The following is a 13,160-nucleotide window of genomic DNA, read 5'->3' on the forward strand; positions in this document are numbered from 1 at the left end:
CAGGAGCAGGCCGAGCATGTAGGCCGCGCTGGTCTTCGCCGGTGCGTGCACGACGGCGCCGCCCCGGTTGCCCCGCCGGACCGAGACGAGTCCCTCGGTCTCGAGGATGCGCAGGGCCTCGCGCAGGGAGACCAGGCTGACGTTGAACTGTTCGACGAGCACCTCCTGGCGGGGCAGCAGATCGCCGTCGGCGAGCTCGCCGTCGATGATCTGACGGCGCAACTCGTCGGCTACGATTTCGGCGATCCGCGGCGCCGACAACCGGCGCCTTGCGTCGGTCCCAATTCCCAAGGCGGTCATCCGATCCTCGATACAAGCAACTGGCTGGCTTAGCTATCTTAGCAGTAATGGTATAAATAGCTGGGTGAGTCGCGGATCCGACGCCCGGCCGACACCGCTGCACGACCTGCGTGTCGTCGAGATCAGTGACCGGATAGCCGGCAGCTACTGCGGCAAGTTGTTGGTCGACGCCGGGGCGCAGGTACGGAAATTCGAACCACCGCAAGGGGATTCGTTGCGCCGGTATTCCGCGACCTGTTCGCGGGTGCCAGAGGGCTCCACGTCGCCGTTGTTCAGCTACCTCAACGCGGGCAAACGCAGCATGACCATCGCCGAGGATGCTGAAGATTTGGCGCGCTATCGCGCCGAACTGGCCGCCGCCGATGTCGTGATCGTCACCGCCGGCCGGGCGCGGGCCGCGGCGCTGGGGATCGATCCGGATGCGCTCCTGGCCGACTCGCCGCGGGCGGTCATCGTCACCATCTCCGACTTCGGCTGGACCGGACCGTACGCCGACCGCGCCGCCACCGAGTTCACCTTGCAAGCGTGGGCCGGCTCGCCCGGCTTCCGCGGCGATCCCGCCGGGCCCCCGATCACCATCGGCGGCGACCTCGGCGAGTACATGGGTGGTGTGTTCGCCGCGTTCGGTGCGCTGGCGGTGCGCCGCCGCGTCGAGTGCGGCGGGCCCGGCGAGCATCTCGACCTGTCTATGCTCGAAGCGATGACCCTGATGCAAAGCAGCGAGTGGCTGCACTCGCAGCTGCTGCGGGTCCCTCCCATCAGCCGCACCACCGAGGTCCCGTCGATCGAACCGGCCAAGGACGGCTACGTCGGGATCACCATGGTCACCGGCCAGCAGTGGCTCGACTTCCTGGCGATGGTCGAATGCCCCCGGCTCGAGGAGATCGAGCAGCTGCGTTTTCAGATCGGCCGGTGGGAGTACCGCGACCTGATCCGCGAGCAGATTCACCCGTGGCTGGCCGAACGGACCGTCGCGGAGATCGTCGAACTCGGGCAATTGTTCCGGCTGCCGATCGCGGAGCTGGGCAACGGCTCCACCATCCGCGACATGGAGTACGTGACGCAGCGTGGGGTGTTCGTCCGCAACCCCGCGGGCTTCCATCAGCCCCGCGCGCCGTGGCTGATGGCCGCGTGCGCCCCCGCCCCACCGGCCGCCACCGCTGCCGTCGGCGCGGACAACGACGAGTCACCTTGGCGGAAAAGCGAATTCGATCCCGAGCCTGCGCCCAGGACGCGGCCACTCGAAGGCGTTCGCATCGTCGACCTGACCGCGTTCTGGGCCGGGCCGGCCGCAACCCATTTGCTGGCCGCCTTTGGCGCCGACGTCGTCAAAGTGGAGTCGATACAGCGGCCCGACGGCATTCGTTACTCGGGCGGGATGCGCAAAGACGTGGATGACTGGTGGGAGTACGGGTGGGTGTTCCACGCGATGAACACCAACAAGCGTTCCGTCACACTGGATTTGGGTTCAGATGAGGGTCGCCGCGTCTTCAAGAAGCTGGCGGCCGGCGCCGATGTCGTGATCGAGAACTTCTCGCCACGCGTGATGGACCACTTTGGGCTGACCGCCGAGGTGCTGTTGCAGGTCAACCCCAAACTCGTCGTCGCCCGGATGCCCGCGTTCGGGCTGTCCGGTCCGTGGCGCGACCGGGTCGGATTCGCCCCGACCATGGAACAGATTGCCGGCTTGGCCTGGGTGACCGGGCTGCCCGATGCTGCGCCGGTGGCGCCTCGGGGAGCGTGCGACCCGCTGGCCGGCGTGCATGCCGCCTTCGCCGTGCTGGCCGCGCTGAACTTCGCCGAGCGGACCGGGACGGGACAGCTCGTGGAGCTGCCGATGCTGGAAGCCGCGTTGAACGCCACCGCGGTACAGGCGATCGAATCCGAGGTCTTCGGGGTGACGCTGAGCCGCCGGGGCAACCGCGGGCACTGCGATGTGATCCAGAACCTCTACCGCTGCGCCGGCCCGGACGATTGGATCGCGGTCACCGTGCAAGACGACCGGCAGTGGCGCGCCCTGGTCGAGCTGATGGATCGGCCCGCGTGGTGTGACGCGGGCCTGTGCACCGTCGCCGGCAGGCGCGAGCGAGCCGACGACATCGATCGCCGGCTGGCGGAGTGGTTCGCCGCCCAGCCCCTGGACTCGGCGGTGGAACGACTGGCCGGCGCGGGAATTCCGGCCGCGCCCGTGGTGTCGCCGTCGCTGGTGACCGACAACCTCCAACTCCGTCATCGGGGATTCTTCGAGGCGCTGGACCATCCGAGCACGGGGGCCGGTCTCTATCCGTGCCCACCGTTCGCCGCGCTGGCCGGTCAGGAAAGGTGGCTGCTGCGTCCGCCGCCGCGGCTGGGCGAGCACAATGGGGAGATACTGCGCGATCGGTGCGGGCTGACCGACGACGAACTAAAGAAACTTGCCACCGATGGGGTGATCGGGACCCGTCCCAAAGGCCTCTAGGAGTAAGGGGACATCTGATGCGCGTCACCGTTGACGAGAACCTGTGTGAAGCCAACGGCTTCTGCGAATCCATCGCGGCCGACATATTCGAACTGGGCGACGCCGACGTCGTGCAGATCGCGGACGGCCCGGTGCCGCCCGAGCGGGAGATCGACGTCCGCGCCGCCGTCGATCAATGCCCGAAGGCCGCGCTGCGGCTGCTCGACTGATCTAGCGCTCGGTCAGCGAGACCGCCATCTCGTCATAGATCGACATGTTGGTGATCAGATTCGGATAAGTTACTGTGGCCGGGCCGATTTCGATGTCGTCGCAGCGCAGCAGCAGTTCGTCGAACACCGCGCGAAGTTCCGCGCGCGCCAGCATCGCGCCGAGGCAGTGGTGCGCCCCGCCGCCGCCGAAAGCCACGTGCGGGTTGGGCTGACGGCCGATGTCGAAGGTGAACGGCGAGGCGAAGACCTCCTCGTCGCGGTTGGCCGAACGCAGCATCGATACCACCCGGTCGCCCCGCGGGATGTGCTGACCGTCCATCTCCACGTCGACCTTGGCGGTGCGCGTCCAGTACGCCACCGGCGACGCCCAGCGCAGCACCTCCTCGACGGCGGTGGGCCGCAGTTGCTCGTGCTCGCGATACCGCTGCGCCTGTTCCGGGTTGGCGACGAACGCCTGCAGCCCGATGGCCAGAGCGTTCTTGGTGGTGTCGCTGCCGGCGAAGGTCAACACGAAGAAGAAGAACTCGAGTTCGTTGGCGGGCAAGCTGAACTCTTCGCCGTCGTCGCCGGTGATCACCGCGGAAGCCAGCGTGCTCCAGATGTCGTCGGCGGGATTGCGCCGCTTTTCCGCGGTGAGCTCCATCGCGTACCCGAAGATGGTGGCGTAGAGATCCGTATAGTCCTGCCGGCTCTGTCGCGCCCCTGCCGAGTTGGCCTTCAGGATGCGGTCCAGTGAATCGAAGATCCGCGGCCGGTCTTCTTCCGGTATGCCGATGATGTCGCCGATGACCGTCATCGGCAGCGCATCGGCGACGTCGGAGATCCAGTCCCCGCCCCCCTCTGCGAGCAGGTGGTCGATCATCCGCGCCGCACGCGCCCGGATGCCGTCCTCGAGTTTGGCGATCGCGCGCGGGTTGAACGCGTGCGAGATCAGCTTGCGGCGCTTGTTCAGCCCCGGCGGGTCCATGTTGATGATCGTCGGATACGACGAAAACATGCCGACCGGCTGGATCAGCGGGCCGTCGACCGCGGTGAACGAATCGGTGTCCCGGTGCAGGCGAACCGTGTGGCGATGCTTGGTGGCCACCCAGAAATCGCGCTGAACCGTCTTGACGACGCCCGGCGTCAGCTCGTGGCGGAAAAGCGGCCTGGTGCGCCGCAGCTCGGTAAACAGCTCGTCCGGAAAGCCGTTGCGCCACAAGGCGAGATCGGATAGATCCACCGCCGCAGCCGTCATTTGCAACCTCGCTCTGTCCGGACCTGCCTCGCGCCGCGTTGACGTTCAATGCTTAAGATAGTAAAAATAGATCCAGACGTCGAACCGCGGTCGGCCCAGTAGCGCTCGGCTCCTGCTGGCCAGGCGGGATACGGAGTACTCGTGACGCATACGATTTCAGACCCAACCGAGTCCGATCCGTCGGAACGGGAGTTCGGACAGGGTGGCATCGCGCTGTCGACCTACCGGTTCCCGACGGGCTGGTTCATCGTCGCCTTCGCCTCCGATCTGCAGGCCGGCCAAGTCAAGCGGCTGCACTACTTCGGCGAGGAGCTGGTGCTGTTCCGCACCGAGTCCGGCGAGGTCCATGTGATGGACGCCTATTGCCAGCATCTCGGCGCCAACCTGGGCGTCGGCGGCACCGTCGAGGGCGAGAACATCGTCTGCCCCTGGCATGGCTGGCGCTGGCGCGGCGACGGCACCAACGCGCTGATCCCGTACAGCAAGATCGGCTGCAAGAACAACGTCCGCATCCGCACCTACCCGAGTCAGGAGTGGTACGGCTTCATCGTCGTGTGGCACGAACGTCATGGCCGGGCGCCGTACTGGCAGCCGCCGGTGCTGCCCGAACTCGAAACCAACGAGTACTACCCACTGCACCCGCACACCCAGATGCTCAATCGCGTCAAAGTGCACCCGCAGATGATCATCGAGAACGCGGCCGACCCGTACCACGTGCAATACGTGCACAAGGCCGCCAATCCCGCGACGACGGCCTCATTCGAGGTATCGGGCTATCACCTGCACGCCACCGTCAACGCGCATTTCGGCGGCGGACGGGCGTCGACCTGGTTGACCCCGAACGGGCCGGTGGATGCAAAGATCATCTACGACAACTACTCGCTGGGACTGGGCATCGTACGGTTTCCCAGCGACTTGGTCGGCACCATCCAGGTCACCGGGCAGACGCCGGTCGACGAGGACTACACCGACTACTTCTACACGCAGGCGTCCGTTCGCGAGCCGGGCGACACCGGCGACGTGCCCACCGGCCGTGCCGCCAAATTCCTGGCCCTGCAGCAAGAAGTCATCAAGCAGGACTTCTTCACCTGGGAAAACATGAAGTATCTGGAAAAGCCGAACCTGGCGCCCGAGGAGGCACACGACTACGCCGCCCTGCGCCGCTGGGCGCACCGCTTCTACCCGGGCGCGCAACCCTCGCCGAACGACTTCGGGTACACCGCCGCGGGTGAGCCCGACCCGGCGGCTGCCAAGGCCTGAGACTTGCTCGAGCCTTCCGATTTCGGCGTCGATCGTTTCACCGTGCCGGCCGTGCTGGATCGCCGGGCCGAGCAGTACCCCGACCGGGTGATGATGTCGATCGCCGGCGTCGACGTGACCTTCGAGCAGATGCGCCAACGATCCTGCGCTGCCGCTCATGTGCTGACCGAAATGGGCCTTGGCCCAGGGGAATGCGTGGCGCTGTTCACCGCCACCTGCCCCGAGTGGGTCTACTTCTGGCTGGGTGCGGCGCGCATCGGCGCGGTCAGCGCCGCGGTCAACGCCGCGAACAAGGGCGACTTCCTGCTGCACACCCTGCGGTTGGCTCAGGCGAAGGTGATTCTCACCGACCCCGAGCGACGCCCGCGTGTCGACGAGGTTGCCGACGGGTTGGACACGGTGACTCACGTTGTGGTGCAAGACGATTCACTCACCAATGCGCTGAGGGCCGCGCCGGCGGGCGGCGGTGGTGGTGGGCCCGACGTGACCACAAGCGCCGCCGAGCTGGGATCGCTGTTTTACACCTCGGGTACCACCGGGCCGTCGAAAGCTGTTGCCACCACGTGGCATTACCTGTTCTCGGTGGCGGCAACCGCAGCCGCGGCCTGGGAATTTGGCGCCGGGGAGGTGCTGTGGACCGCGATGCCGTTGTTCCACCTCAGCGCCGCGCCCAGCGTGCTGGCCCCGATGCTGGTCGGCGGCACGACCGTGCTGGCGCAGGCTTTCCATCCCGGCGAGGTGTGGGACGACATCCGCGCCCGCGGCGCCATCGGCTTCGCCGGCGCCGGCGCGATGGTCTCGATGCTGCAGAATCTCCCGGCCGACTCGCGCGACGCCCAGCTGCCGTTGCGGTTCATCTCGGCCGCACCGATCGACGCAAACGCCTACCGTGCCATCGAAAAGCGTTACGGCTGCCGCATCGTCACGATGTACGGGATGACCGAAGCCTTCCCGATCGCCGTCAAGAGCGTGGCCGACGAGGGGGTTCCCGGGACGTCGGGCCGGCCCAACCCCAACTTCGAGGTGCGCATCGTCGACGAGGACGGCAGCCCGGTGCCCGCCGGTGCCGTCGGGGAGATCACCTGCCGGCCCAAGTACCCGCACGTGATGAGCGAGGGCTATGTGACCGAGGGCCTGAAGGTTGAACCCCACCAGGAGTGGTTCCGAACCGGTGACCTCGGCCGGCTCGACGCCGACGACAACCTGACCTATGTGGACCGCATCAAGGATTCGCTGCGCCGGCGCGGCGAGAATATCTCCTCGGTTGAAGTGGAAGCCATTGTCATGCGTCATCCCGCGGTGGCCGAAGCCGCCGCGATCGCGGTGCCCAGCGAGTTGGGCGAGGACGACATCCTGCTGATCGTGACGCTGCGCCCCGGCGCGACACTGGATTACACGGAGTTGCTGGACTTCTGCGCCGCCCGCATGCCGTACTTCTGCGTGCCGAGGTTTGTCGAGACGATGGATGAACTTCCAAAGAACGTCATCGGACGAATACGTAAAGACCTTTTGCGAACTCGGGGATTGAATCCCGACGCCTGGGATCGTGAAAGGCACGGTTATATCGTTGCCCGTTGAATTAAGTTAGCGTTACATACATGCAATTTGCCCCGCGATTTCCCGGAGAGGCTGGAGAGCCAAAATGACCCTGACGTATCAGCAAGAGCAGTTCCTCCACGCCGCGATTGCCCGGGCAGCCATCCTCGACCTGACCGCCCGGCACAACCGGGCCTACTCCGACGGCGACCGGGAGCGCTGGGTCGCGACGTTCCGTCATTCCGGTGGCCGCTACATCCGCGATGGCGAGGTGTTCACCGATCTGCTCGCGGCCTTCGACGGCGGCGACAGCCAGCGCCTGGTGAGCGTCGATCACGAGATCCGCATCGACGGGGTCCACGCCACTCAGCGCTGTGTAGCCGTGCTGTACGCCGCCCACTACGGCGACACCACGCTGCGCGCGACCGGGATGTTCCGGGACCACCTGATCTACGAACGCGGCGGCTGGTATTTCGAATCCCGGGAGCTCTCTTGGGATTCGGTGCCCAGCCGGCACCCGCTGGTGATGTAAGCGGCACCGATACGTGGACTCCGACCTCAGCTATCAGCTGACTTTCGGCACCTACGAGGATGCGCTGCGCATGGTCGGCGCGGCGGGCAAACCGCGAACCGCGAGAACCCCCGTCAGCGGCGCGCGCATCCAATTGTTCGCCGCGATGGTGCACGACGGCAATCGTTCGTACTGGGATGCCGAGTTCGCCCGGCGGAAGTGGGGCGGCCTGCTGGCCCCGCCGGCCCTGTTGATGGGCTGGCTGATACCTCCGCCGTGGGAACCGGGCGGCAGACCGCCGGCGGCGTCGATGGTGCTGAGGGTGCCGTTGCCCGGAACCACATTCATCAACGCGGCCAACGACGTCGAGTTTTTGGAGCCGATTATCGAGGGCGATCTGCTGACCGTCGTCGAGGAACTGGTGTCGGTGTCACCGGAAAAGCGGACTCGACTCGGCGTCGGTCATTTCGTCGAAACGCTGGAGACCTATCGCCGTCAGGACGGGACCGTCGTCGCCACGTGTCGCAATACCCTGTTTCGGTTCACTCCGGGCGGCGCATCGTGACCGATCTGGACTGGAACGACATCAGCGTTCCCGTGGAGCTGCCGGAGGTGGTCGACCACATCAGCTACCAGCGGGTCGTCGAGAACGCCGGAGCAACGTGGGATTACTTCCCGGGCCACTTCGATCCGAACTATGCCCAAAATCAAGGCAACCCAACGATTTACGTCAACACCATGCACCTCGCCGGATTCGCCGACCGCGTCGCAACCGATTGGGCGGGCCCGAGCAGTCGCGTGGTGCGCCGCTCACTGCGACTTGCCAGCCCGGTCTACGCCGGAGACACCATCACCGGCCGCGGCCAAGCGGTCGCCAAACGCCGGGACACCTCGGTGGAGCCCGCACGCTGCCTGGTGGACATCAAGATCGAGGTCACCAATCAGCATGGCGCCCTGTGCTGTCCGGTCGAGCTCACGGTGCAGTTTCCCCATGGCTGACGGCGTGGCCGAACTGCATCTGGCGGTGTGCCGGCGGTTCGGCGAGGCGGTGCGGTCGGCCGATGGCAAATGGGACCACCGCTCCCCGTGCGAGCAGTGGGATGCCAGGGGAGTGCTGGAGCACGTGATCGGTTTTCACGACGTGCTCGTCCTTCGTCCCCTCGGGCTGAAACCCGCCCGCCCACGCGAAGATCCGCAGGCGCGATGGCAACTCACCTACGACTCGCTGACGAAGGCCTTCGGCTCCGGCAGGATCGCGGAGCTCGTCGCGTACAAGCTGATACCGAGCCTTTCCCGCGACGTCTTGGTGCACACCTGGGACCTCGCGCGTGCCGTGGGTGCCGACGACCGCCTCGACTCCGGATGGTGTGAGCTGTTCTACGCCGACTTGCCCGCGGATCTCAAGGCTTTGGGCCCACCCGGAATGTTCGGCGCACCGGTCGCGGTGCCCGACGAAAGCGACGCGCAGGCAAGGCTTCTCGCGCGGCTTGGCCGCGATCCTTCGTGGAATCTGCTATAGCGGTGGCAACTGCCCCTTGCAGACCAACGTCTGCAGCTCGACGTACTCGTGCAGGCCCTCGGGACCGAACTCGCGACCGATGCCCGATTGCTTGAAGCCGCCGAACGGCGCACCGATGTCGAGGGTGTACATGTTGATGCCGTAAGTGCCGGTGCGAACGCCGGCCGCGACCTCGAGACCATGCGCGATGTCGGCCGTCCACACGGAACCGGCCAGGCCGTAGTCGCTCTCGTTGGCGATGCGGATCGCGTCGTCCTCGTCGCGGTAGCGCAGCACGGTCAACACCGGGCCGAAGATCTCCTCCCGGGCGATGCGCATGTCGTTGGTGGCGTCGGCGAACAGCGTGGGCCGCACGTACCAACCGCGATCGGCCGGGCTGTCCTCGCCGCCGACGATGACGCGGGCGCCCTCGCTTTGGCCGGCCCGGATGTAGTCCTGGACGCGGCGTTGTTGCCGTTGGGCCACAAGCGGTCCGATGTCCGTCGACTCCTCGGCCGGGTCGCCGACGTTCAGGCCCGACATCATGCCGGCCAGCGCGTCGACAACCTCGTCGTGGCGCTTCTCGCTGACCAGGATGCGGGTCTGGGCGACGCACGCCTGCCCGTTGTTCATCAGGCCGGCGGTCTTCAGGCCCGCTACCGTCTTGTCGATGTCCGCGTCGTCGAGGATGATCGCCGCCGACTTGCCGCCCAGTTCCAGGCTGTAGCGCTTCAGCTGCTCGCCGCACAGGGTGGCGATGCGGCGCCCGACGGCGCTGGACCCGGTGAACGCGACCTTGTCCACACCGGGATGGCGAACCAGCGCCTCGCCGACGTCGGTGCCGCCCGGGAGTACAGACACCACGCCTTCGGGCAGGTCGATCTGCTCGATCATCTCCGCCAACCACAAAGCGTCCAAAGGCGTTTCGGGTGCCGGCTTGACGATGACCGCGCAACCCGCGATCAGCGCCGGGATCAGCTTGGGCATGATCAGGAATTGCGGCACGTTCCACGGCACGATCGCCGCGACCACTCCGACCGGGGCCCGGCGCAGGTGCACTTCGCCCAGCACCCCCTGGCGGCGTTCGACCCATGGGAAGTCGCGTGCGGCGGCCAGCGCGAGGTGGATCAGCGTCGCCGCGGCCGCCCCCTGGCCCATCCGGCTGAAGCTGCGCGGCGACCCCATCTCGTCGGTGATCAGGTCGGCCATCTCGTCCATGTGGCCGGCGTAGATCGCAGCGAGCTGTTCGACTTTGGCCATCCGGTCCGCGTGGCTCATCCGTGGCCACGGGCCGTGGTCGAACGCGTGCCGCGCCGCGGCGACGGCGACGTCGACGTCCTCGGGTCCGGCCACCTGGACATGGCCGACCGGCTCCTCGGAGTGTGGCGAGATCACGGCGAGCTGCTGCGGGTTGGCGGGCTTGCGCCACTGCCCTCCGATGAACAGTTCGTCATAGGAACGATGGTCGGATTTTCCTGTCATCGGGGCACTTCCTCGGGGATGGGACCGCGACCGCAACTTCGCTATTGACGCTAACATAGCGAAGAAAGCAGGATTGCGCCGTGGCAAGGAAGCGCACACCGTGAGCGACGACTGGCGCGATTATCCGTTTCGGTTGGTGCCCGGCGACAGCCAGTTGGAGTTTCCCGCCGCCGAAGGCGAACACCCCGACCAGGAATCGGACACCTGGTTCATCGCCGGGCAGCTCGACGCCACCGACAGCGACCGCTCGTTCGCCTTCCTGACCATCTTCAACAAGAACCGGCCCGGGGGGACCATCGTCGCGGACTTCTACACGATGGCGCTGTTCGATCTGGATTCCGGCGACTACGGCACGTATACGGATTACGACATGCCACCGGCCAACATGGAACCGGGAGCGCAGCGCAAGCTTGCGATGGCGGTGGGCCATCTGGACATCAGCTATCACTGCAGCACGGGCACCGCGTCGTGGACCGCCTGCCGCGACGCCGACGGCGAATTGCTGCCCTACACCTACCGGGTCAGCCTGGTCGGCGAGGACCACCGCGGCCGGCCCATGCGACTGGATTTGGCCGTAACCCCCACGCGTGCACCGACGCCGGTGGGCGCGTCGACGTACAACGGCAAGATCGTCTGCTTCGGCCAAAGCGATACGTACTCCTACTTCCAGACCGGAATGGCGATGACCGGGACCCTGCGCTGGGGCGACGTTGTCGAGGAGGTGTCCGGCAGCGGCGGGCATGTCGACCGGCAGTGGTTTCCGAAATACGCCGGCGGCGGCGGAAGCGGGGGAGACCCGCGGGCCCGGTCGCACGAATGGCGCACCATCAATCTCGACAACGGTGTGGACCTGAGCATCTGGCGGCAGTTCGACCGCACCAACGGCAATGCGCTGCAACCGTTTACCGGCGCGACGACGAGCTATCCCGACCCGGCCATGCCGCCGGAGTGCGCCGAGGACGTCGAGGTCACCGTCAGCAGCTACGTGCGATGGCCGGAAACGGTGCGGCCCCTGGTGCGCCCCCTTGCGCGGGCCCGATACCTGCCCGATCGGCACCGGATCACCTGCGCCACACTAAAATTGGATCTCGTCGGGGAACCTTTGGTCGCGGCGCCCGCGCACGGCCTGCCGATCGAATACATGGAAGGCCCATACCGCTACAGGGGGACCCTGCGGGGCGAATCGGTGACCGGCTTCGCGTTCAACGAGCGTTCGCTGGCGCTGTACCGGGATTGGGAGCTGGTCGAGGTGCTGGCCACCACCGTCGCGAACGCCGAACCGCCGATCCCCGAGGCGCAGGCGATCGTGGATCAGCTGGTGCCGTTGATAGCCGCGGGAAAGCGCAGCGAAGCGCTGGAACTCCTGGCCGGCGCGCGTCCCGGCCAAAACGATACGCTGACAACCCTTTTCGAAGACCTCGTCGCGGTGCTATCCGACTAACCTGTGCGCCGAGCCTGTAATTTTGCAGGCCTCTACTCGCACTTTCCCTGCAAAATTACAGTTTCGGCGTGGCTGAGCGGGCCAGCGCATCCGCCCAGGCGATGTGGCGATGCTGCAGTCCGGGTTCGTTGCGCCCGAACCGAAGCCGATCGCGCGCGCCCGACTCGAGGTTGGCCTGCAGCCCCTCGACCAGCTTGTAGTCCTCGTCGCGCACGGTGGCGTGCGCGTACTCGAACACGGCCTGCGCGCCGGCGGCCACGGATTCCTCGGACAGGTCCAGCGGTGTCGAGTTCTGGTGCACGGTGATCGACCGGCCCGGTCGGTCGCCGGGGTAGATCCGGAACAGCTCGCCGTTGGCGATCGTCACCGACAGCACGATGTTGGGGAACAGCGCGTAGATGACGACCATGTTGTGGAAGGGGTCCCACTGCTCTTCGGGAAGGTTCTCCAGTTCGAGAATCGTGTTGAGCGGGAAGATCAACCGGTGATGCGGCCCGTACGAGTCGAACACCGTGCAATTGCTGCGCGCGATCCTGGCGAAGGTCTGCTGATGGACGGTGGCGAAATGGTAGTTCTCCGCGAACGTGTCGACCGCCAGCTTCCAGTTGATCGGGCAGTCGAGGACCTTCTCGCCCAGCGGAGACCACCGTCCGATGCCCCACGAGTCGAGTTCGTCCGCCAGCGGACCCAGGTGCCCGGCTACGTCCAGGGTGGCGCCGGAATCCAGTGCCACCCAAAGGAATCCGGCGAATTCGCCAGCCGGAAGCTCCGTCAGGCCGTCGGACTTGGCGGTTACCCCCGGGAAGCCCTCGCGGCCCGGCAGCCCGACCAGCTTGCCGCTGTTGTCGTAAGTCCAGGCGTGGTACGGGCAGGTGAACCGCTTCGCGCTGCCGCATCCCGCCACCACCTGCGACTGGCGGTGCAGGCAGACATTGTCGAACGCCTTGACCGTGCCGTCGGATGTTCTGGTCAGCAGGACCGATCGCCCCATCACCGTCTTGGTGCAGTACGCGCCGGGAGCGGGAAGCTCCGAGGCGTAGCCGACCAATTGCGGAGTGGCCAGCAGCAGGGCCCGGTCGCGGTGGTGTCGCTCGAGCGACGTGTAGTCGGTCGCGTCGACCGTGTGCTCGCCGGGCGCGAGGTCGGTGGTCTTGTCGCGGGCCAGTTTCAGGGCCCGCCGGGTCAGGTCGATGAGCTGGTCGCGATCCATCGTCCCAGTACAGACCTT

General features: G+C 66.5%; 13 protein-coding genes. 9 read left to right on the forward strand and 4 right to left on the reverse strand.

What is annotated here, in order from left to right; genetic code table 11:
- On the reverse strand, positions 1-300 hold a 300-nt coding region (locus A5745_RS12745; protein WP_139329583.1), incomplete at its 3' end, for a FadR/GntR family transcriptional regulator.
- Between the two features lie 64 nt (positions 301-364).
- On the opposite strand from A5745_RS12745, the gene A5745_RS12750 reads away from it, so the two are divergent.
- Positions 365-2,758 carry a CoA transferase gene (locus A5745_RS12750; RefSeq protein ID WP_076116294.1) on the forward strand — a complete coding sequence of 798 codons (2,394 nt, stop codon included), beginning with the start codon at positions 365-367 and terminating at the stop codon, positions 2,756-2,758.
- 17 nt (positions 2,759-2,775) lie between these two features.
- Positions 2,776-2,967, forward strand: a complete 192-nt coding sequence (locus A5745_RS12755; RefSeq protein ID WP_076060457.1) for a ferredoxin — start codon at positions 2,776-2,778, stop codon at positions 2,965-2,967.
- Position 2,968: 1 nt separating this feature from the next.
- Here the strand turns inward: A5745_RS12755 and A5745_RS12760 are convergent, their stop codons facing one another.
- Positions 2,969-4,204 carry a cytochrome P450 gene (locus A5745_RS12760; protein ID WP_076116296.1) on the reverse strand — a complete coding sequence of 412 codons (1,236 nt, stop codon included), beginning with the start codon at positions 4,202-4,204 and terminating at the stop codon, positions 2,969-2,971.
- A gap of 141 nt (positions 4,205-4,345) precedes the next feature.
- Here A5745_RS12760 and A5745_RS12765 point away from each other — a divergent pair, with 141 nt between their 5' ends.
- The 6 genes from A5745_RS12765 to A5745_RS12790 all read left to right on the forward strand — a co-directional run bounded on the left by A5745_RS12765 (position 4,346) and on the right by A5745_RS12790 (position 9,030).
- Positions 4,346-5,464, forward strand: coding sequence for an aromatic ring-hydroxylating dioxygenase subunit alpha (locus A5745_RS12765; RefSeq protein WP_076060461.1), 1,119 nt, complete (start codon positions 4,346-4,348; stop codon positions 5,462-5,464).
- 3 nt (positions 5,465-5,467) lie between these two features.
- Positions 5,468-7,042, forward strand: coding sequence for an AMP-binding protein (locus A5745_RS12770; RefSeq protein WP_076116298.1), 1,575 nt, complete (start codon positions 5,468-5,470; stop codon positions 7,040-7,042).
- Positions 7,043-7,106: 64 nt separating this feature from the next.
- Complete coding sequence (locus A5745_RS12775; protein ID WP_076116300.1) at positions 7,107-7,532, forward strand: nuclear transport factor 2 family protein; 426 nt, start codon at positions 7,107-7,109, stop codon at positions 7,530-7,532.
- A gap of 70 nt (positions 7,533-7,602) precedes the next feature.
- Positions 7,603-8,076, forward strand: coding sequence for a MaoC family dehydratase N-terminal domain-containing protein (locus A5745_RS12780; RefSeq protein ID WP_139329587.1), 474 nt, complete (start codon positions 7,603-7,605; stop codon positions 8,074-8,076).
- Positions 8,070-8,510: a MaoC family dehydratase gene (locus A5745_RS12785; RefSeq protein ID WP_076116495.1), complete on the forward strand. Its 441-nt coding sequence runs from the start codon at positions 8,070-8,072 to the stop codon at positions 8,508-8,510. Before A5745_RS12780 ends, A5745_RS12785 begins: the two co-directional genes overlap by 7 nt.
- Positions 8,503-9,030: a maleylpyruvate isomerase family mycothiol-dependent enzyme gene (locus tag A5745_RS12790; RefSeq protein ID WP_076116304.1), complete on the forward strand. Its 528-nt coding sequence runs from the start codon at positions 8,503-8,505 to the stop codon at positions 9,028-9,030. The genes A5745_RS12785 and A5745_RS12790 overlap by 8 nt, the downstream gene beginning before the upstream one ends.
- Here A5745_RS12790 and A5745_RS12795 read toward each other — a convergent pair.
- A complete protein-coding gene (locus A5745_RS12795) occupies positions 9,025-10,491 on the reverse strand; it encodes an aldehyde dehydrogenase (RefSeq protein WP_076116306.1) in 1,467 nt (488 codons plus the stop codon). The genes A5745_RS12790 and A5745_RS12795 overlap by 6 nt on opposite strands.
- 100 nt (positions 10,492-10,591) lie before the next feature.
- Here A5745_RS12795 and A5745_RS12800 point away from each other — a divergent pair, with 100 nt between their 5' ends.
- Positions 10,592-11,932 carry a lipocalin-like domain-containing protein gene (locus tag A5745_RS12800; RefSeq protein ID WP_076116497.1) on the forward strand — a complete coding sequence of 447 codons (1,341 nt, stop codon included), beginning with the start codon at positions 10,592-10,594 and terminating at the stop codon, positions 11,930-11,932.
- 55 nt (positions 11,933-11,987) lie between these two features.
- Here the strand turns inward: A5745_RS12800 and A5745_RS12805 are convergent, their stop codons facing one another.
- Entirely contained in the window at positions 11,988-13,142 is a 1,155-nt protein-coding gene (locus A5745_RS12805; protein ID WP_076116308.1) for an aromatic ring-hydroxylating dioxygenase subunit alpha, read from the reverse strand.
- Positions 13,143-13,160 lie beyond the last annotated feature (18 nt).

The sequence above is a fragment of the Mycobacterium sp. IS-2888 genome, from assembly GCF_001954215.1.
Taxonomy (GTDB): domain Bacteria; phylum Actinomycetota; class Actinomycetes; order Mycobacteriales; family Mycobacteriaceae; genus Mycobacterium.